The 18,334-nt window shown below is 47.1% G+C and carries 19 protein-coding genes; 8 read left to right on the top strand and 11 right to left on the bottom strand.

Annotation, left to right across the window (positions count from 1 at the left end; translation table 11 throughout):
* A partial coding sequence (locus tag IM477_RS16465) for an RNA-guided endonuclease InsQ/TnpB family protein (protein ID WP_287732649.1) occupies window positions 1-592 on the bottom strand: 592 nt, incomplete at its 3' end.
* 319 nt (window positions 593-911) lie between these two features.
* Between IM477_RS16465 and IM477_RS16460 the strand changes: the two genes are divergently transcribed.
* Window positions 912-1,670, top strand: coding sequence for a sulfite exporter TauE/SafE family protein (locus tag IM477_RS16460; protein ID WP_287732648.1), 759 nt, complete (start codon window positions 912-914; stop codon window positions 1,668-1,670).
* Window positions 1,671-2,054: 384 nt separating this feature from the next.
* Here the strand turns inward: IM477_RS16460 and IM477_RS16455 are convergent, their stop codons facing one another.
* The 9 genes from IM477_RS16455 to IM477_RS16415 all read right to left on the bottom strand — a co-directional run bounded on the left by IM477_RS16455 (window position 2,055) and on the right by IM477_RS16415 (window position 11,257).
* Window positions 2,055-2,885: an Rpn family recombination-promoting nuclease/putative transposase gene (locus IM477_RS16455; RefSeq protein ID WP_287732647.1), complete on the bottom strand. Its 831-nt coding sequence runs from the start codon at window positions 2,883-2,885 to the stop codon at window positions 2,055-2,057.
* A 31-nt stretch (window positions 2,886-2,916) separates the two neighbouring features.
* Window positions 2,917-6,363, bottom strand: coding sequence for a DEAD/DEAH box helicase family protein (locus tag IM477_RS16450; RefSeq protein WP_287732646.1), 3,447 nt, complete (start codon window positions 6,361-6,363; stop codon window positions 2,917-2,919).
* Between the two features lie 552 nt (window positions 6,364-6,915).
* A complete protein-coding gene (locus tag IM477_RS16445) occupies window positions 6,916-7,797 on the bottom strand; it encodes a restriction endonuclease subunit S (protein ID WP_287732645.1) in 882 nt (293 codons plus the stop codon).
* Between the two features lie 56 nt (window positions 7,798-7,853).
* Window positions 7,854-8,216, bottom strand: a complete 363-nt coding sequence (locus tag IM477_RS16440) for a restriction endonuclease subunit S (RefSeq protein ID WP_287732644.1) — start codon at window positions 8,214-8,216, stop codon at window positions 7,854-7,856.
* 357 nt (window positions 8,217-8,573) lie between these two features.
* The gene (locus IM477_RS16435; RefSeq protein WP_002750886.1) at window positions 8,574-8,921 is read right to left on the bottom strand and encodes a HepT-like ribonuclease domain-containing protein; all 348 of its coding nucleotides are present in this window, start codon (window positions 8,919-8,921) and stop codon (window positions 8,574-8,576) included.
* Window positions 8,905-9,213: a nucleotidyltransferase family protein gene (locus tag IM477_RS16430; RefSeq protein ID WP_287732643.1), complete on the bottom strand. Its 309-nt coding sequence runs from the start codon at window positions 9,211-9,213 to the stop codon at window positions 8,905-8,907. The genes IM477_RS16435 and IM477_RS16430 overlap by 17 nt, the downstream gene beginning before the upstream one ends.
* Before the next feature lie 239 nt (window positions 9,214-9,452).
* Window positions 9,453-9,671: a helix-turn-helix domain-containing protein gene (locus IM477_RS16425; RefSeq protein ID WP_287732641.1), complete on the bottom strand. Its 219-nt coding sequence runs from the start codon at window positions 9,669-9,671 to the stop codon at window positions 9,453-9,455.
* A gap of 3 nt (window positions 9,672-9,674) precedes the next feature.
* Window positions 9,675-10,394 (bottom strand): HsdM family class I SAM-dependent methyltransferase, encoded by a 720-nt coding sequence (locus IM477_RS16420; RefSeq protein WP_287732639.1) that lies wholly within the window; start codon window positions 10,392-10,394, stop codon window positions 9,675-9,677.
* Window positions 10,388-11,257 carry a type I restriction-modification system subunit M gene (locus tag IM477_RS16415; RefSeq protein WP_287732637.1) on the bottom strand — a complete coding sequence of 290 codons (870 nt, stop codon included), beginning with the start codon at window positions 11,255-11,257 and terminating at the stop codon, window positions 10,388-10,390. The genes IM477_RS16420 and IM477_RS16415 overlap by 7 nt, the downstream gene beginning before the upstream one ends.
* A gap of 223 nt (window positions 11,258-11,480) precedes the next feature.
* Between IM477_RS16415 and efp the strand changes: the two genes are divergently transcribed.
* The 3 genes from efp to IM477_RS16400 all read left to right on the top strand — a co-directional run bounded on the left by efp (window position 11,481) and on the right by IM477_RS16400 (window position 13,691).
* Window positions 11,481-12,038 carry an elongation factor P gene (gene efp, locus IM477_RS16410; RefSeq protein ID WP_002762061.1) on the top strand — a complete coding sequence of 186 codons (558 nt, stop codon included), beginning with the start codon at window positions 11,481-11,483 and terminating at the stop codon, window positions 12,036-12,038.
* Window positions 12,039-12,204: 166 nt separating this feature from the next.
* On the top strand, window positions 12,205-12,699 hold the full coding sequence (gene accB / locus IM477_RS16405) for an acetyl-CoA carboxylase biotin carboxyl carrier protein (RefSeq protein WP_287732635.1): 495 nt from the start codon (window positions 12,205-12,207) through the stop codon (window positions 12,697-12,699).
* A 5-nt stretch (window positions 12,700-12,704) separates the two neighbouring features.
* Window positions 12,705-13,691, top strand: coding sequence for a zinc-dependent alcohol dehydrogenase family protein (locus IM477_RS16400; RefSeq protein ID WP_287732633.1), 987 nt, complete (start codon window positions 12,705-12,707; stop codon window positions 13,689-13,691).
* 246 nt (window positions 13,692-13,937) lie between these two features.
* On the opposite strand, the gene cobT is transcribed toward IM477_RS16400, so the two are convergent.
* Window positions 13,938-15,017 (bottom strand): nicotinate mononucleotide-dependent phosphoribosyltransferase CobT, encoded by a 1,080-nt coding sequence (gene cobT / locus IM477_RS16395; protein ID WP_287732631.1) that lies wholly within the window; start codon window positions 15,015-15,017, stop codon window positions 13,938-13,940.
* Window positions 15,018-15,034: 17 nt separating this feature from the next.
* On the opposite strand from cobT, the gene IM477_RS16390 reads away from it, so the two are divergent.
* The 4 genes from IM477_RS16390 to IM477_RS16375 form a co-directional block, all read left to right on the top strand.
* Window positions 15,035-15,913 carry an ABC transporter permease gene (locus IM477_RS16390; protein WP_061432442.1) on the top strand — a complete coding sequence of 293 codons (879 nt, stop codon included), beginning with the start codon at window positions 15,035-15,037 and terminating at the stop codon, window positions 15,911-15,913.
* Between the two features lie 45 nt (window positions 15,914-15,958).
* Window positions 15,959-16,321 (top strand): thioredoxin family protein, encoded by a 363-nt coding sequence (locus IM477_RS16385; RefSeq protein WP_287732629.1) that lies wholly within the window; start codon window positions 15,959-15,961, stop codon window positions 16,319-16,321.
* Window positions 16,322-16,337: 16 nt separating this feature from the next.
* On the top strand, window positions 16,338-17,516 hold the full coding sequence (locus IM477_RS16380; protein ID WP_287732627.1) for an LL-diaminopimelate aminotransferase: 1,179 nt from the start codon (window positions 16,338-16,340) through the stop codon (window positions 17,514-17,516).
* 222 nt (window positions 17,517-17,738) lie between these two features.
* A partial coding sequence (locus IM477_RS16375) for a 6-bladed beta-propeller (RefSeq protein WP_287732625.1) occupies window positions 17,739-18,334 on the top strand: 596 nt, incomplete at its 3' end.

The raw sequence follows: 18,334 nt of genomic DNA, 5'->3' as shown, positions 1-18,334 counted from the left end.
TATAAAACTCTTTTAAACCTAAGTCAATTCCTGTTATTTGTCCCGTTGGTTTATGGTATTCTTGCCGTTCTACGTCAATCAAAAACTGGCAATAATAACCGTCAGCACGTCTAACAACTCTTACTCGTTTAATCTGTTGTTCTGAATAATAAACTAAGGTTTTTTGACTACACCATAAATCAAATTCTCCTGCTTTAAAACCGTCAGTAAATCTGATTTTACGTCGATTATCAGATAGTTTGTAGCCTGTTAGTTTGTATTCAACCGAACGGCTATGCTTTTTGAACCGAGGAAACCCCTTTTTCCCTGGTATCTTAGCATGACAATTATGGTAAAACCTAGTAATTGATTGCCAGGCTCTATCAGCAGCCGATTGACGAGCTTGGGAGTTTAATTTATTCACCCAAGGTGTTTCTTTGTTGTCTGCTAGTACAGCACAAAGCTTTTGGAGATCATTGCGGGTTGTCCCCTTATTGTCCATCCAATAACGAACACAAGAGTTACGCACAAACTGAGAAGTTTTGATAGCTTCATCAAGCTGGTGATATTGCTCTGGGGTTCCGTTTTTTAACTTGGCTTCTACGACTAGCATTGATTAATCCTCGACCTTGGATAAATTAAGTATAACACAGTTTACCTACAAATGGTAGAATTAAAATCGTGCTTCGCAGTTAATATTCTGGTCAGATTTCATCCCCCGCAAAGGTGATTATCTTGTCGAAAAATTTAGCGGGGGCATTCATCCGACATTTTAGGTAATTAAATCAGAAAAAATATCAGGTGATTGTCAATAATTTAGCCCCATTGATCACTAAATTTTAGTTAATAGCCCTTTCTTCGAGAAAATGTTCTACCATTGCCCCTATGTATGATAGCAAATTCAGACCCTTCAAGGCCATGAAACGAAGATAATGGCAGACTATTACTTAATTTTACTGATAACAGGCGTTTTTTCGGGCTTATTAGCGGGTTTATTCGGTATTGGGGGTGGCACTATCTCCGTGGCGATCCTGTTAAATTTGGGCTACAGTTACGGAGAATCGGTGGCTACCAGCAGTTTAGCGATCGTTTTCACTTCCCTAGGGGGTACGATCCAAAATTGGCGATTAGGTTCCCTCAAATGGCAGCGAGTTCTCCTCTTAGGTTTACCTGGGATTTTTACGGCATTTATCGGGGTCTATCTGGTCAAATATAGCCCCAAACACCTCCTAGAAGCGGCTTTTGGTTGTTTTTTACTGCTCAATATCTATTTAACCAATCTCAAGCAAAATTTAAGCCAAAAAGAGCCAGTTTCTGCCATTAGATTGCATCCTAATCTAGCCCGTCTGCTAACCGGAGGAATCGCTGGATTTCTAGCCGGTATTTTCGGAATTGGCGGTGGGGCGATCATGGTGCCACTACAGATGATTTTTTTGGCAGAAAAGATCAAAATCGCCATTGTCACCAGTTTAGGTGTGGTTTTACTCAATTCGATCGCCGCCTGTTTCGCTCATGCCCAAGCCGGTTATATTCTTTATCTACAAGGGATTATTTTAGGTATCGGTGGTTCTATAGGTGTACAAGTAACCACTCGTTTTTTACCGAAATTACCCGATCGATTGGTGCGGATTACTTTTTATATTTTTCTGCTACTGATGGCCATTTATTTCTTCATCCGCGCTTGCTCTTAGACCGCATCAACGGACTCGTTAAATCTCAACTTTCTAACCCTTCCACTCTCTCCCTGATGGGCTTTTTCCGTATTCATCAATAAAAAACGGAGAATACTTGACAAATTCGGGGGGGGTAGAATGGCGGAGATTATTGCTTTTAATCGCTCATAAGACCAGAACAGAGTAAATCTGTTAAGGCAGGTGCGGAACCCCGCAAGGGAAAGAAGCAGAAACCTAAATCGTGAGGTTTGGGAATCACCGTCCGTTTACGGCGGTGAGGATGTCAACTATGGGGTATAAATCTTAACTTTTCCCAGTATTAGCCATAACATTAGCTTGAATCAATCAAATCAAACAGGATTTAGTATAACAGAACCTCCTAGACATGAGGACATAAGGAGATTATGTCCCGTTTTGTATAGCTCTAACCTGTTTAACCTCTAATTCTAAGGCGGATGCGACTTGCTCAACGCTTAACCCTAATGCTAACAAACGAGGGACCGCCTCTAATGCTTTGTTTAGTCTGCCTTCCTGACGACCTTCCTGACGACCTTCCTGACGACCTTCCTGACGACCTTCCTCGCGCACATCTTGAAAATACTGAGTTTGTTTTAATTCATCTAAACTAAACATAGTTTCTATCTCCCGACGATTGAGAAGCGGTAACTTATAAACGAGAATCGTCTCTATTAATTGTAAGAGTTCTTGCGGTTTTTGGTCGGGGGTTAATTCTTCCCGCACTCTTTGGATTAATTTTCGGGTGCTATCAATCGCTTTTGCTTTAGATAGGGTGATTAATTGGACTGTAGCTAAACCAATCGAAGTTTGAGGAATGTTTTCTAATTCATTCAGATAAATCCGTCTCACTCGCTCGGAGTTGAGGAGTTCCCGATAGCGTTGAACTTTATCGGTTTCTACTTGAGGGTTAGGATAGACAATCACACCCCGCCAATCATTGGTTAAGTCAGTTTTACTGAGATATAAGAATATTTCGGTGAAAAAGCGCTGATAAAAAGCCTCATCTTCTTGAAATTGTACCTCACAGAAGTAGATAGGAGTCTGGGGGTGATTATTTTGAGGCAGAAAGACTCCATCAAGACGAAAGGAAAGTTGTTTGACTTCCACTGAGTCAAAGCGGTAGTTATTCGCCTCGGTGATAGGGAGTTGAATTAATTCAAAGAAGATAGAGGGGAAAGATTGAAAGAGTTGATAAAAAATCGTGTCAGTTTTCATGCTCTTATTTTATAGTAGTACGCGCTTGCTCTTAGACCGCATCAACGGACTCATTAAACGAGCGCAAAATCGAGACGATCCGATCAGCTTCCCGATCATTAAACATCCCATCTAGACCTTCGGGATGGTTATCGGTAAAGGGAGGCTCGTAGAGCGCCCCCGGATTGATAACTCCGTTTTTAGTGAGGATATCGATGATATTTTCGATAAAACGGATTTGATTGGCCGAGAAGTTTGTCCCCTGCAAATAACGGGCAAAAGCTTGTTTAGCCGCCTGGCGTGCCGCTACGCAGATCCCTGCGGGATCGAGTCCGACGATTTCCAGGATCAGGAGCTTGAGGCTTTTCGTCCGGCCAAAGACCTCCTCAAAACGCTGACGGCTCTCAATTTCTGCGGCCGAAAATAGCATCTCCTCTAGAGCAGATAAATCCCTGTCCGTTAGGGGGATATTGCGCCGCAACTTAGCGATCGCAAGGTGATCCTGATGCTGACGGATATAGGACTCGACTTTCCGGCGATACTGTTCGCGACTAAAACCGGTCTGATGGGTGGGAATATCGACAATCTGCACCTCCCCCATCTCATCGACAAAATCGGTGATCACGATCTGCTGCTTTTGGCGATCGATAAACTTGACCAGATCCCGGACACGCACCCGAATCCCCTCCACCATTGACGGCGTTGCTCTGGTCCACCAGCTTTCGTCCTGCACCTCGCGAATAAAGGCCAATTGCCCCTTAATCATCGGTATATCGGGTTTAGTCTCCAGTTGACCGAGAATATCCCGCACTTTGTCCCGCAATCGCTCATAGCTACGGGATACCTTGAGAATGGCCAATTGCAGTTTCACACAGAGAAGGTCAAATTCCTTGGACAGGGGGTCCTCATTGGGCAAACCATTGGGTAAACCGGCCAAGGAGTCGGCAATGGTGGCCGCGTCCTCCTGACTGAGGTTGTTCCAACGCTGACGCTGACTAAAGGTTTCCACCTGCGGCAAGCGACGACGCACGAGGAAATTATCCCGGGGCATGGTGGCGATGTGTTGATGGAGTGCATCGAGCAAACTCGTGTATAGGTCGCCGGCCCGCTCGACTTTGTAAGTAGAGGACTGCTCTCTCGCCCTAGGTGTCGCGCTTTGCTTGGCGGGAGCGAGACGGGTTGCCAACTCGAGGCGATGTTTCACTAGGCGACTGGTGAGGCTTTCGGGTATTTTCTGGCTTGTTTCATCGATATCCTGCTCGAAATACTCGAAATTCCCGCAGAGGTCGAAGACCAGAAACTCGGTTTTATGGTTGCCAGGCCCGAACAAATCCTGACAGAGACGGGTCCCGCGCCCGATCATCTGATTGAACTTCACCCGGGAGAATACGGGCTTAAAAAACACCAAATTGACCACTTCCGGCACATCTACGCCGGTATCGAGCATATCCACCGAGACGGCCAAAATCGGTTCTTTGTTGGCTTCGCTGAAGTCATCGAGCAGACTCTGGGCGTAATTGTCGTGACTGTCAATAATTTTGGCGAAATGACCTTTGTAGTGAGGATAGTTACTGTTAAAGCGATCGCAGATACATTGGGCGTGTCGGTGATTACGGGCAAAAATAATCGTTTTACCCAATCGATCGCCACTGTTGACCTTTAGCCCCCGTTGCATCAATAATTCTAATGCTTGATCCACGGTGTCGATATTGAACAACCAGTCATTAAAGGCAGCTGCGTTAATTGCCTGCGGTAGTTCGCCGCTTTCCTCGTCCCGGAACTTCTCCTCGTAGTCTAGCCGCTCCTCCGGGGTTAGATCGCTGTATTTCACCCCAGTACGCAGAAACTTAAACGGTACGGTAACGCCCTTGGGGGGGACGAGGTGGCCATCCCTAACGGCATCATTTAACTCGTAGGCGAAGGTAGGCACGCCCTGGGGTAGCTGGAAAATGCGGTAGGTGTCCCGGTCTATTTCCGAGCGCGGCGTGGCAGTTAGCCCCACCAGCAGGGCATCGAAATAATCGAATATTTCGCCGTATTTCTGATAAATGGAGCGATGGGCTTCATCGACGATCACTAGGTCAAAATAACCCACCCCAAAGATTCGCCCCTCTGCATCCATGCGATCGATGGCGTTGAGCATGGTTTGATAGGTGGAGAAGAGGACGTTAGCCCCCGTCACGTCCTTGCTGCGGGTCAGATGCAGGACGGTAACGCTGGGTAGATGCCGCTGAAAGGCTCGATAGGCTTGCTTTAATAGGGCATTGCGATCGGCCAGAAACAGGACTCGGTTTACCCAATTGGCGCTCTTGAGCAGTTCCACCAATGCGATCGCAGTTCGGGTTTTACCGGTTCCGGTGGCCATAACCAACAGGGACTTACGGGCGCACTTTTCTTCAAAAGTTTCGGTAATGCGGCGGATGGCCTCTTTCTGGTAGGGGCGGCCGACGATATCCTCGTTAATGGCGGTGTTGCTGAGGCGTTTACGGTGGGAACGGCGGAAAATTAGCCGTTCTAGCTCGGTTTTTCGCAGGAAACCGAGGACGGGACGGGGGGGATAGGCGAGATCATCCCAGAGATAGGTTTCATAGCCGTTGCTGTAGAAAATAACGGGGCGTTGGTTGTAGTTTTTTTCTAAGCAGTCGGCGTAGAGTTTGGCCTGATCTTGTCCGCTGTCGGGGCTTTTGCTGGTGCGTTTTGCCTCCACGAGGGCGAGGGGTTTGCCGTCGTCACCCCATAGTACATAATCGACGAAACCGCGTCCGGTATCCCCCGCTTGTTGGATGGGCATCCCCCACACCTCGAACTCTGTGGCGTTGGGGGCTTTGGTATCCCAGCCGGCTTCTTGGAGTAGTACATCGATCAGGTAGCGGCGGGTGTCGGCTTCGTTGTAGTCGTGCCGGTCAGCGATCGCTCGATTTTGGGCAAGGAGGGCATCCCGTTCGGCCCTAGCGGCTGCGAGTTCGGCCTCGGTTTGGCGCTGTTTTGCTTCGGCCAATTGGCGCAGGGCATCGCTTTGGGACAGGCGTTTTTCCAGGTCTTGCAGTTGTTTGGGAGCGGGGGGTGCGGCCGGGGGTATCTTCTGGCGATCAAAGCTAATATCGCCCAATTTTCGCCCATTCTGCCCATAGTAGCGCACGAGCCAGTAGGTGAGATGAAATAGTTCCTCGATCAGGTGCAGGGAGTCCCGTTCACTGATGAGGCTGGTATCGTGGGCGGCGTTGTTGCCGACTTTGTGGATGGTGCGAATTTTGCCGAAAAGTCCTGGTTTAAGGTTATCTTTAAAGGTTTGCTCGTGGATGAGAGCGCCTAGGTTACTTTCCCGGGGCGGTTGCAGGTAGGGGTCGTTTTCATAGAGCCAGCAGACCATTTGTTCTAGGACAAAACGGGTATAGAAGCAACTGGCCCGGGGGACGGAGAAAACGAGTTTCTCCGCGTTGGCGGCGTGTTCGTAGATTGTCGGGAATTGATCTCGCAGGAAGGAGAAGTTTGAGTCCATATTGCGCTCCCCAGTCTATAACTTTATTATTCCCAAAGTTTTGGCTATCTCTATATTTTACCTGATTATTGTTTAACAATTGTATAAGTAGGTAGGCGTTAAAAATTATCAGATGCCCCCCTTATTAAGGGGGATCCCCCCGCCTATCGGCACCCCCCTTATCAAGGGGGGCAGGGGGGATCGAACCTAAAATCCATTTTTAATTTAATTATAACCAGCTACTTATATTTTACTTGGTTATTGTTTAACAGTTATATAAAAAAACAGCAAGTTCGGTTATTGGCTCTCCTAGGTTTGGTGGGTAAAATGTATTCTAAGATACATTTCTCCTAGCGAGGGGGTGGAACGAACCACAAAGACACAAAGGACACAAAGATCGATCGATCCTATATAATTTAAACTTATCACACAAAGTCGAGAAGAGCCGGTTATTTTATCTAGGGTTTTCCCGCGTGACAGTGTGAGATGATAGGAATCTTGGTTAATTGTCCAACGGTCTTTTTTAATGGCATTTCCCACAAGATTATGGCAGTAATCCGCCGGCTGCCATGGCTACAGTTCCCCCCTAAATGCCTTTTGTAAAAGGGAATTAAAGAGATTTTCGGATTCTTTGATACCCTCGTAGGCTTTTGATCGAAAGCCTTGAATCTGCTGAAGTCTAGCTGAGAACTTATTCTGTTCCTCAATTGGAGGAACAATAAATGGGAATGTCTTGAATTCACTAATCGGAGGGAAATTTGGTACTCCCGATCCTCTATTAGCCGCAAAGAACTTGGCACGGAAACTTTCGTGACTAAAATGGTATACAAAGAAATAGTTATTCATTTTTCTCTGATTCAGTGTGATCCTCAACAAAGCTTGATTGATAATACCTGGCTTTGCATTTTCAGGTACGATTGCCAACTTACCAAGATAAACACCTGAGCAACTAATAATAATATCCCCTGGTTTTACTTCAAATCCTTTCATCTCCTCAAATTTATCTTCGTCAATGTAGTATCTTTCAAACGAAAAATCATTATTTAGTGCGTGATATTGCTCGTAAACGAGGAACCCTACTTGAGTGAAAATATCTTTTTTCAATGCACCACCAAATGGTCCGCGCTTAATGGCACCTTTCTGATTTACAGTAATATCCTCAATCGTTTTTATCTCCCACCCTTTCGGATTAGTAACAGGATCACCGAACATCTCTAGGAAAGTCGATTTTAACAACTCCTCAGTCAACCGAATTGCCTCCTTGCGCTTGCGTCGCACCCCATCCGCTTTATCTAAAATTGCCGCAATTCTTCGCTGTTCTTCGAGGGGTGGGAGGGATACCTTAATCCCTTTAACTATCTCAATATTTAAGTTCTTTACAGTTGAACCAGAAGCAAGACGGGAAAACTCTGCATATATTATAGCGGTGTGCAGTCGTATGAGGTACAGTGTCACGAGCTATAAACCATGCTAGGCAAAGCTTGGTCTGTATCTCACTCAAGCGCTTACCGCTATAGATCAGAACCTAGTAGATGATAAAAATAATCTTGATCAATAACACCTTTTTTATTACTTAAAACAAGCCATCCATCATGAATACAACCAGATGTTTTCATGATATAAGGGTGGCCAAAGCTCATGGAATTCGTAAGTAAAAAATCACCCGGATAGACCATGCGTGAATTCTTAACACCAGTCTTCAAAATGCGCTTTTTAGTGTGTGTAATGTATTTTGAACTATCCGAAGCATCACCAATCATTACCCAGTTTACACCGTCAGGTTCTTCTGTCAGAAAATTCTGAATCGGTCTTGGCGAACCACCACGAGCAATTTCAAAAATATCGCCTAGTGCGACAGATGGCCAATCCTTCATCCCAACATCTCCTTTAACGCGCGTAAAACCTGATCAATCTTATTTTCAAACATAAATCAAACATCCTTTCGGTTGACTAAAGCGGTGGGTGCGGTGGGTTACGACGGATTGTTAGATTGACTTTAACGCCTAGATTGTTGCCGTCTAACCCACCCTACTATGAACTCTTCTCCCTTCAATGGGTAGGGTGGGTTAGCGATAGCGTAACCCACCACTCTCTTGGAATCTAAATGCCGACAAATCTTATTTCTCAGCATAAATCAAATATCCTTTCGGTGGACTAAAGCGGTGGGTTACGACGGATTGTTAGATTGACTTTAACGCCTAGATTGTTGCCGTCTAACCCACCCTACCAGATCATTGACTTTGATGCTCATTGATCAATCGTTCAACTTCCTGATGCAAGCCAGAAATTTGATTGACAATCACATCCCAAACAACCTCATAATCAACTCCAAAATAGACATGGATCAATCTATCTCGCATTCCTGCCATTCCTCTCCAAGGTACCTGCGGGTTTCTTTGCCTAAACTCATCTGGCAAATTTTTAGACGCTTCTCCAATAATCTCCAGACTTCTCACAAAAGCCCTTTTCAGCAGTTCATCCTTGAAAAAAGCATCTTGGGTTAGCCCTTGAGAATGCTCCAAAATAAACGCCGTCTCCTGTAAAATATGTTGCAAATAGTCTTTAGGAGAACGGGACATATTCCACCTCATCGAGAATTCGTTGTCCAAAAAAAGGACTCAACGACTCAGGTGTAACCAGATCCACACTCCGACCAAACAAGTCCTCCAAAAAGAAACATAAATCCATAAAATTATTAAACGTCTTCATCTTGGGTTGAAACACCACCAAAATATCCACATCGCTCTTCTCTGTCGTCTGCTCTGTCCGAAAAGATCCGAACAAACCACAGCGACTAACTCCCAATCGCCGTAATTCGGCTTGATTTTGCTCTAGCAGACTGATTACCTGTTGCTTTGTCGTTACAGTCATCACATCCCCTCTAAATGCCGACAAATCTTATTTCTCAGCATAAATCAAATATCCTTTCGGTGGACTAAAGCGGTGGGTTACGACGGATTGTTAGATTGACTTTAACGCCTAGATTGTTGCCGTCTAACTCACCCTACCATGAACTCTTCTCCCTTCAATGGGTAGGGTGGGTTAGCGATAGCGTAACCCACCACTCTCTTGGAATCTAAATGCCGACAAATCTTATTTCTCAGCATAAATCAAATATCCTTTCGGTTGACCGCTTCGATAGGATCCGGTAGAGGGATGGGAAAATGTTCCTGTTCATAGGCATCAACCAGTGTGGCAAGCAAATCTAAGCGCGCTGCTTCCGGTGTCCCCGGAGGTACTTCCAGAAGCGACTCAATCTCCAGTAAAGCGGCCTCATACTCGGATTCGGTTTTGAGAGGATGTAGGTCTAATGGCTGTAGATTTTTCATCTCCTAATCTCCTAACATCTCCTCTAATGCGTCCAAATCCTGACGAATATCAGCCTCTAAAGCCCTTAACTTCTGTAAAATCACCTTCGGCGGCTCATAGCTCACTTCCTCGTACTCTATCTCCTTATAACGGTTAATTGATAGATCATAAGCATTGGCCTGAATCTCCTCGCGAGGCACAAAAAACGCCTTCCCTTGGCGATTGGTATCCTTAGCGGAGTCGCGTTGCTGCCAACAGCGCAGCAAGTCCGGGATATCATTATCGGCAATCGGTTGGCGCTTATCATCGAGAGAGAAACCATCCGCCACCATGTCATAAAACCAAACGAAGTCAGTCCCCTTTTCCCTTACCCCCAGCTTCGTAAAAATCAGGATTGCGGTAGATACCCCCGCGTAAGGTTTAAACACCCCCGACGGCATCGATATCACCCCCTCTAGCTTATGTTCTTCTACCAAGATGGTGCGGATGTCCTTATGGGCCTTGGACGAGCCAAATAGCACCCCATCCGGCACAATTACCGCACCTTTTCCCCCCGTCTTCAGCAAGCGCAAAAACAGGGACATGAATAATAACTCGGTTTTAGTGGTGTCAATGATTTTCGATAAATCCTTGGCAATAGTGGACTTCTGCACCGAACCCTTAAACGGTGGATTAGCCAGAATCATCGTAAAACTATAGCGGTAAGCGCTTGAGTGAGATACAGACCAAGCTTTGCCTAGCATGGTTTATAGCTCGTGACACTGTACCTCATACGACTGCACACCGCTATATCCTCTACCCCGGCGTGATCCTCCGATAGGGAATCCCGGGCCTCGATAATCGGCTGCTCGATACCGTGTAACATCAGGTTCATGCTGCCAATGCGTAACATCGTCGCATCGAAATCAAAACCGTGGAACATTTGGTTATTGAAATGCTCTAGGTTGCCGCGTTCATGGAGCAAACGTCCTCCCTCGCTGTCCTTTAACTCCCGCACATACTCGGCAGCCGCTACTAAAAAGCCTCCTGTGCCACAGGCCGGATCACAGATAACTTCCCGGGGTCCCGGCGCTAATAACTCCACCATCATTTTGATAATATGGCGCGGTGTGCGAAACTGTCCGTTAGTCCCGGCTGTACTCAGTTTCGAGAGCATATACTCGTAAAGGTCGCCTTTGGTGTCCCGATCCTCCATCGGGATTTTTTCAATTTGTTCGATTACCGTGGCCAGCAGCGCCGGGGAGGCGACGAGAAACACCGCGTCCTTCATGTGTTTAGCGTAGGTGCTACCCTTGGACAATTGCCCCAGATCTTTGATAAAGGGAAACGCTTCATCCCGGACAATCTGGAGCATTGTCTCCCCATCATCGATATTTTTGAAGTGCGACCAACGGATATGCTGTTGGCTGGGGGTAAAGGTGGGATTTTCGAGGTTTTCGCCTAATCTTTGGGACCTACGCTCCTTAGCTAGTTCTAGGTCATCTAGGCGCTTGATAAAGAGTAAATAGGAAATCTGCTCGATTACCGAAAGCGGGTTACTAATGCCGTTATTCCAGAAGGTTGTCCAAAGTTTATCTATTTTGGATTTTAATTCGCCGGTGATCATCGCTGTTTATTTGTTCACTGCTTTTAGTATTGCAGTAATATTGTACTAAAAATCGAGGTTTCAGGGTGAAAAATGCTATTAGGTACTTAAGTGATTAGCTTTTGTCCCTTGCTTGCCCCACCTCCCACCTCCCCCTTACCTGTACGGACGGGAAAAAAGTTTTTTCGGGTACAGGAAGTATGTAAAATGGAATGTTGATCTTTCTTGGCCTAAACAGCATTTCATGATTTCGAGTAACGACTTTCGGAGTGGCACGACCATCGAGATAGATGGCTCTGTCTGGCGGGTGGTGGAATTCCTGCACGTTAAACCGGGCAAGGGATCGGCCTTCGTGCGAACCAAGTTAAAAAATGTTCAGACCGGCAACGTGGTAGAACGGACGTTCCGGGCGGGGGAAACCTTGCCCTCAGCCACGATCGAAAAGCGTACCATGCAGCACACCTACAAAGAAGGCGATCAGTTTGTCTTCATGGACATGGAGACTTTTGAGGAAGCAACTCTCACCCCGGTACAAATGGGCGATCGAGCCAAGTATCTGAAGGAAGGAATGGAAGTCAATATTCTCTTTTGGAATGATCAAGTGTTAGACATAGAATTGCCCACCTCGGTAATCTTGGAAATCACCGATACGGATCCGGGAGTCAAGGGAGATACGGCCACCGGTGGCACGAAACCGGCGATCGTAGAAACGGGAGCGCAGGTGATGGTTCCCCTGTTTATTTCTATCGGTGAAAGGATCAAAGTGGACACCCGGGACGGTTCCTATCTGGGACGAGAATAATTGTGATGAGAAGCCCAGAAATGAGGGCTTAGGGACGGGTTTAGGACTAAAGCCAGTGTTTCTGAGCCTGTTTCCCAAAACTTAGCCGCTAGATGGGAAAAATCGATAGTTTGGTGGGTGCGAATTTGGATTTGTTGCTTTTTATTTGCGAGGGGATTTCAGAGCGGTGACTATTGATTACAACGAAATTCGAGAACTGATCAAAACATTGGCAGCAACGGATATCAGTGAATTTAGCCTGAAAAGTGCAGATTTAGAGCTAAATATCCGCAAAGGAACCGTTAATACTGCCCTTGGGCCTCTCGCCGCTCCCTTGCCGGTGGTGACGGCCCCGGTCGCCGCTCCAGTGGTAGCCGCAGGTCCCACCCCGGTCCCAGAAACCCCCACTCCCGAACCCGTAGCCGCCGCTATGGATAAAAAATGGCTGGCGATTACCTCTCCGATGGTCGGCACTTTTTATCGCGCTGCTGCTCCCGATGAACCGTCTTTCGTGGAAAAAAACGATCGGATCCGTGTCGGACAAACGGTCTGTATCATCGAAGCGATGAAGTTGATGAATGAAATCGAAGCGGAGGTGGCCGGGCAAATCGTCGAAATCGCCGTCGCTAACGGTGAACCGGTAGAATTTGGTCAGACGTTAATGTGGGTTAATCCGGAATAGACAGAATGAAAGCTATCCTCATGACCGCCGTGGATGTCCTACAGCTTCAGGAAGTCCCCACCCCGAAAATTAGTCAACCGCATCAGGTTTTAGTAGCATTAAAAGCCGCTGGTGTCAACCCTATTGATACAAAAATTCGTAAACGCGGCACTTTTTACCCCGAGCAAATGCCGGCCATTTTGGGCTGTGACGGGGCGGGAATTGTCGAGGCCGTTGGGGCGGCGGTGCAGGATTTTCGCCCCGGGGATGAAGTGTATTTTTGTAACGGCGGACTGGGCAAGGCTGGCACGGGAAATTATGCTGAATATGCCCTGATCGAGGCGGATTATCTAGCCCACAAGCCGAAATCTCTTTCTTTTGCCGAGGCGGCCGCTGTACCTTTAGTTTTAATCACCGCTTGGGAAGCACTCTATGATCGCGCCCGTCTTCAGTCGGGACAAAGCGTACTTATCCATGGCGGGGCCGGGGGTGTTGGTCATGTCGCGATTCAGTTGGCGAAACTGAGGGGAGCTAAAGTTTATACGACGGTGGGAAATAGCGATAAAGAGCGTTTAGTGCGGCAATTAGGGGCAGATTACCCGATTTTATACAAACAAACCGATTTTGTCTCGGCGATACTTCAACAAACCGCAGGGAAAGGAGTAGATGTCGCTTTTGATACGGTGGGAGGGGAAACTTTTGGGCAAACTTGCCGAGCGGTGCAAGTGTACGGCGATATGGTGACGATTTTGGAACCTACGGGCAGCTGGAAGGAAGCGCGCGATCGCAATTTGCGGATTAGTTTAGAATTAATGTTAACCCCGGCTTTGATGGGACTGCCAGAAGCGCAAAAATATCAAACAGAAATTCTCAGACAAGGGGCGCGTTTAATTGACGAGAAAAAGTTAACTATTCATCTCTCCCAAACCTTCCCTTTAGCGGCAGCTATCAGCGCCCATCAATTGCTAGAAACTGGTTCGGTGACGGGGAAAATAGCCCTAATTATTGACTAGAAATCTGCTTGTCACTATTTTCTCTCATAAGCTGCCCGCGTATTTAGGGTTGGCTGAATAAATCTAAAAACCTTGTTGGATAAGACTTTTAGACCTTTTTGAAATCCAAAAGTGGCCGGCATGGGAGTGATCAGGGGGAAAATTCAGGGACTTTTTCCCTGAAAATTAGGTAATTGACCACCTGAAAATCGGCAAAACCCTACACCCTGCCCCCTGGAAAAACTTTTTGCCGCAAACCCTAGATAGTCAACAGTTTAGTTGAAACCCGATTAAATTTTCGATCGCTTTGACCAAATCTTGATTAGTCCAATTCCGGTACAGACAAGCGGCGATCGCACATCCCCCCGCACCCACTCCCTCTTTGACAAAACCCTGTTGATAAGCTTGCAAAACCGGGTATTTAGAGGCAGAAAAGTCTAATTGTGTGGCTAATAAAGGCAATTTTCCGATCATGCGGGCTAATCCCACCGTATCCCCCGTTTTATCTTCCGCTACCCAGCGAGTTGTGCCGACGATGATATTTTCCCAGTTAACCGGATAGGCATATTTAGCCACTAGAGCTTGAATTAGGGCAGAAACGGCTAACATTTGGGTTCCTCCGGCGAGGAGTACCCCACCCTGCCCACTGGCGGCGATGGCCATGCCAGCGACGAAAATCTGCTGAGGATCGCCTAGGGCGGCGATTACCTCAAAAGGATCAAAAATTTCTTTTCGGGCTAATCCCTGCTCAACTATTGCCTGTTTCTGAGCATGATTGCACTGGGGATGGCTGCTGTTAACTTTGCCGTTGGCTCGATAACCCAATCCGGTGAGGATGGCGAGGGCGGTGGTGGTGCCGCCGACCACGCACTCGCCGATAATTAGATAACTAGACTGGCGGGCTAATTTTTCTCCCCAAGTTAATCCTTGGGCGAACAGGTGTTTTACTATAGTCAGGTCTAGGGCGCGGCCGGTGGAGAGACAACGGGCCGGTTGTCCCCCCAGTTCGATATAATCGACGGCCGGGGGCAAGGGTAAACCAGCGTTAAAAACGAGGACGGGAATGGCTAATTTTTCCACCACGGCGCGGGTAATATAGGCGGGGGAGGCTCCCACCGTTAGGGGGGGTAAGGGATAACGGGGATGGGGTGAAACTCCTTTAACGATAAATTCGGCATCGGCGATCGCTGTATATTTTCTATCTTCCGGGGTAGCACCGGCGGTGGAGATTCCGGGGATTAATCCCGTCTCGGTAAACCCCAAAACTAGGGCAAATATCGGACAACATTTTTGATGGCGCTGTAACCAATTTTGCCCCCGTTCGATTTCCGTGTAAATTTTAATCATCTGTGATTTTCTTGATTATGTCTCCCCTGTCTTCTGCAATTATCGATACTTGGCGACGTTTTTACCGAGATCCCTTGGCAGTAATAGGAGCGATCGCATTAATTATAATTATTCTTGCTGTCCTATTCGGTCCGATTTTCTATCGGGTCCCCATCGATACCATTGATTTTAGTCAAACCACTGCTCCCCCTAGTTTAAAACATCTTTTTGGGACTAATGATCTGGGCCAGGATCAATTGGCAAGGATTTTGGTGGGGGGTCGAATTTCCCTAGCGGTGGGCATTGCTGCTATGATGGTGGCGATTATTCTGGGAACGGCGATCGGGGCTATTTCCGGGTTTTACGGGGGCGCAATCGATGGCTTATTGATGCGATTAACGGATTTATTCCTATCTTTGCCCCAATTGCCCCTACTTTTACTGATTGTCTATCTATTTCGCGATAGTATCAAAAAAATCGCTGGACCGGAAACGGGCATTTTTATCCTCGTGGTTTTAGTAATCGGGGGTTTAAATTGGATGTCGGTGGCGCGATTGGTGCGGGGAAATTTCTTAAAGTTACGGGAGATGGAATTTATCTCGGCTGCGATTGCTTTGGGGGCCACTCCTTTCCGTTTAATCTGGGTGCATTTATTGCCTAATGTTTTGGGAATGATTATCGTGGCGGCTACTTTAGCGGTGGGTAATGCGATTATTACCGAGTCAACCCTGAGTTTTTTGGGTTTGGGTTTCCCCCCCGATGTGCCGACTTGGGGACAAATGTTATTTAAAGCTAAAGATTACTTGACAACTGCCCCCCACTTGGTCATTTTTCCCGCTCTAGCTATCGTGATCACGGTGTTAAGTATTAATTTTATCGGTGATGGTTTACGGGATGTCTTTGATCCTAATGTTTAAGGAAGCGTAGAAGTGGATAATTGCCGAAAATTACCCAGAACCTCTATGATGATCAGTAGCGATGGTGAGGAAATAAATACTGTGAGTAGCGTAACTGTCATTAGCGATCAGAAGTTTGACAAAGAGGTTTTTGAGGTCGAAAAACCCGTTTTAGTCTATTTTTGGGCGAGTTGGTGCGGTCCGTGCCGTCTGGTATCCCCCTCGATCGATTGGGTGGCGAAAACCTACGGCGAACGGCTAAAAGTAGTTAAACTAGAAATAGACCCTAACCCCGACTCGGTGGCTAAATGTGATGTGAAAGGTGTTCCCGCTTTACGCATCTTTAAAGATAACGAAATTATTGCCACTCATGAAGGGGCGATCGGCAAACAACAATTACAATCTTTTATCGATACCTATGTCAGCTAATTAGGTATCTGTGGTTATGAATAACTTAACCCTAGCACACCGCTTACAGGCACTCCAATCCAACGTTTTTGCCGATATGGATCGGGCAAAAGCTGCCAGTAGAGAAGCGGGTAATACCATTATCGATCTTTCGCTCGGTTCCTCCGATCTTGGTGCTGCTCCCCATGTTATCGATGCTATAGAGCGATCTCTCCACGATCCTCACACCCACGGCTATTTACTCCATAATGGTACGCGAGACTTCCGAATAACTGCCGCTAACTGGTATAGCGATCGCTTTGGTGTCCCCGTCGATCCGGAAACGGAGGTTTTACCCCTAATTGGTTCTCAGGAAGGCACGGCCCATCTACCTTTGGCCCTTCTCAACCCCGGGGATTTTGCCCTGCTGCTCGATCCGGGTTATCCCTCCCATTTGGGCGGTGTTGCCCTTGCCGGCGGTCAAATCTACGGAATGCCAATTTTGGCAAAAAATGACTTTCTGCCGGTTTTAGAGGACATTCCTGACCTAGTGCTGGCACAATCGAAGCTGATGGTCTTGAGTTATCCCCATAATCCCACCACAGCGATCGCACCTTTGGCATTTTTCCAAAAAGCGGTTGATTTTTGCCGTCAGCATAATTTAGTTTTAATCCACGATTTTCCCTATCTAGACATCTTTTTTGCGGGAACATCGCCCCCCCCGTCAATTTTACAGGCCGATCGAGATAAAACCAATTCGATCGAGTTTTTTACCTTTTCCAAGTCCTATAATATGGGCGGTTTTCGCATCGGTTTCGCCATTGGCAACCCGCAGTTAATTATGGCTTTGCGACAGATTAAAGCCATGGTTGATTTTAATCAGTATTTGGGCATCCTCAACGGGGCGATCGCTGCTTTAACCGGTAATCAAGATTCAGTCAAGGAAACCGTCGCTATCTTCCAAAAACGCCGGGATGTGTTTATTAATGCCCTAAATCGCATCGGTTGGCCGGTTGCCACTCCGGCCGCCACTATGTACGTTTGGGCGAAAATTCCCCCCAGTTGGCCGGGTAATTCCGTCGATTTTTGTCGGCAATTGGTGGCCCAAACTGGTGTCGCTGTTTCCCCCGGTTCCGGTTTTGGTAAGGGTGGCGAGGGTTATGTGCGTTTTGCCTTAGTTCACGATCCCGATATTCTAGAGGCCGCCGTGGAGAAAATTGGCGCTTTTTTGGGATAAATCTGATATTTAACCTGTGTTTGGCATAAAGCGAAATCCTGATTTTACCCTGGGTTTCTGGCTTTAATACTATCTTTCAACGGTCAAAACTGACAATTAAAAGTAGCTTTAGGGCGTAAAGAAGCGTAATTAGTGAATTTTTGCCCCAAAAATCGCACACCTTTGGAAAAAGTCCTTGACAATTGCTAAAGGAAGGGGGTAGGTTACAATCAGTTTAATTTTATGAAGTTTTATGTCATTAACCCAACTTATCAATCACGGGGGGGGGAGAAGCATAGCTTATCAAAGGCTCTGCTCAAATCCTTTTCCCTAGTCACGGCCACTGCGATCGGATGTGTTGGTATCGCCACCAGTGCCACTGCGGCCAGTTTTTCCTTCGCTTTCGGTAGCTCCGGTACGGGGAACGGTCAGTTCTTTGGACCCTACAGTATCGCCGTCGGTAGCGGTGGTAATATCTATGTAGCCGAGACGTTGAACGCTCGCGTACAGGTATTCAACCCCAGTGGTGTCTTCCAGTCCACTTTCGGTAGCCAAGGTTCGGGGAACGGTCAGTTCTTGGACCCCTCCGGTATCGCCGTCGATAGCGGTGGTAATATCTATGTAGCCGATACGGGCAACAGTCGCGTACAGGTATTCAACCCCAGTGGTGTCTTCCAGTTCGCTTTCGGTAGCCAAGGTTCGGGGAACGGTCAGTTCTTTGGCTTCTACGGTATCGCTGTCGATAGCGGTGGTAATATCTATGTAGTCGAGACGGACAACGGTCGCGTACAGGTATTCAACCCCAGTGGTGTCTTCCAGTCCGCTTTCGGTAGCTTCGG

The sequence above is a fragment of the Microcystis sp. M090S1 genome, assembly GCF_020246295.1.
In the GTDB taxonomy this organism is placed as follows: domain Bacteria; phylum Cyanobacteriota; class Cyanobacteriia; order Cyanobacteriales; family Microcystaceae; genus Microcystis; species Microcystis aeruginosa.
The sequence above is the reverse complement of the archived record's forward strand: the minus strand, read 5'-3'. Positions and strand labels throughout refer to the sequence as shown.

Excerpts from the sequence above, each read along its gene's own strand:
- efp (WP_002762061.1), top strand. The coding sequence starts at position 11,481 with ATGATTTCGAGTAACGACTTTCGGAGTGGCACGACCATCGAGATAGAT.
- IM477_RS16430 (WP_287732643.1), bottom strand. The coding sequence starts at position 9,213 with ATGACTGTAACGACAAAGCAACAGGTAATCAGTCTGCTAGAGCAAAAT.
- IM477_RS16435 (WP_002750886.1), bottom strand. The coding sequence starts at position 8,921 with ATGTCCCGTTCTCCTAAAGACTATTTGCAACATATTTTACAGGAGACG.
- IM477_RS16460 (WP_287732648.1), top strand. The coding sequence starts at position 912 with ATGGCAGACTATTACTTAATTTTACTGATAACAGGCGTTTTTTCGGGC.
- IM477_RS16455 (WP_287732647.1), bottom strand. The coding sequence starts at position 2,885 with ATGAAAACTGACACGATTTTTTATCAACTCTTTCAATCTTTCCCCTCT.
- IM477_RS16390 (WP_061432442.1), top strand. The coding sequence starts at position 15,035 with ATGTCTCCCCTGTCTTCTGCAATTATCGATACTTGGCGACGTTTTTAC.
- IM477_RS16450 (WP_287732646.1), bottom strand. The coding sequence starts at position 6,363 with ATGGACTCAAACTTCTCCTTCCTGCGAGATCAATTCCCGACAATCTAC.
- IM477_RS16400 (WP_287732633.1), top strand. The coding sequence starts at position 12,705 with ATGAAAGCTATCCTCATGACCGCCGTGGATGTCCTACAGCTTCAGGAA.
- IM477_RS16415 (WP_287732637.1), bottom strand. The coding sequence starts at position 11,257 with ATGATCACCGGCGAATTAAAATCCAAAATAGATAAACTTTGGACAACC.
- IM477_RS16440 (WP_287732644.1), bottom strand. The coding sequence starts at position 8,216 with ATGAAGGATTGGCCATCTGTCGCACTAGGCGATATTTTTGAAATTGCT.
- IM477_RS16425 (WP_287732641.1), bottom strand. The coding sequence starts at position 9,671 with ATGAAAAATCTACAGCCATTAGACCTACATCCTCTCAAAACCGAATCC.
- IM477_RS16420 (WP_287732639.1), bottom strand. The coding sequence starts at position 10,394 with ATGCTAGGCAAAGCTTGGTCTGTATCTCACTCAAGCGCTTACCGCTAT.
- cobT (WP_287732631.1), bottom strand. The coding sequence starts at position 15,017 with ATGATTAAAATTTACACGGAAATCGAACGGGGGCAAAATTGGTTACAG.
- IM477_RS16380 (WP_287732627.1), top strand. The coding sequence starts at position 16,338 with ATGAATAACTTAACCCTAGCACACCGCTTACAGGCACTCCAATCCAAC.
- IM477_RS16385 (WP_287732629.1), top strand. The coding sequence starts at position 15,959 with ATGATGATCAGTAGCGATGGTGAGGAAATAAATACTGTGAGTAGCGTA.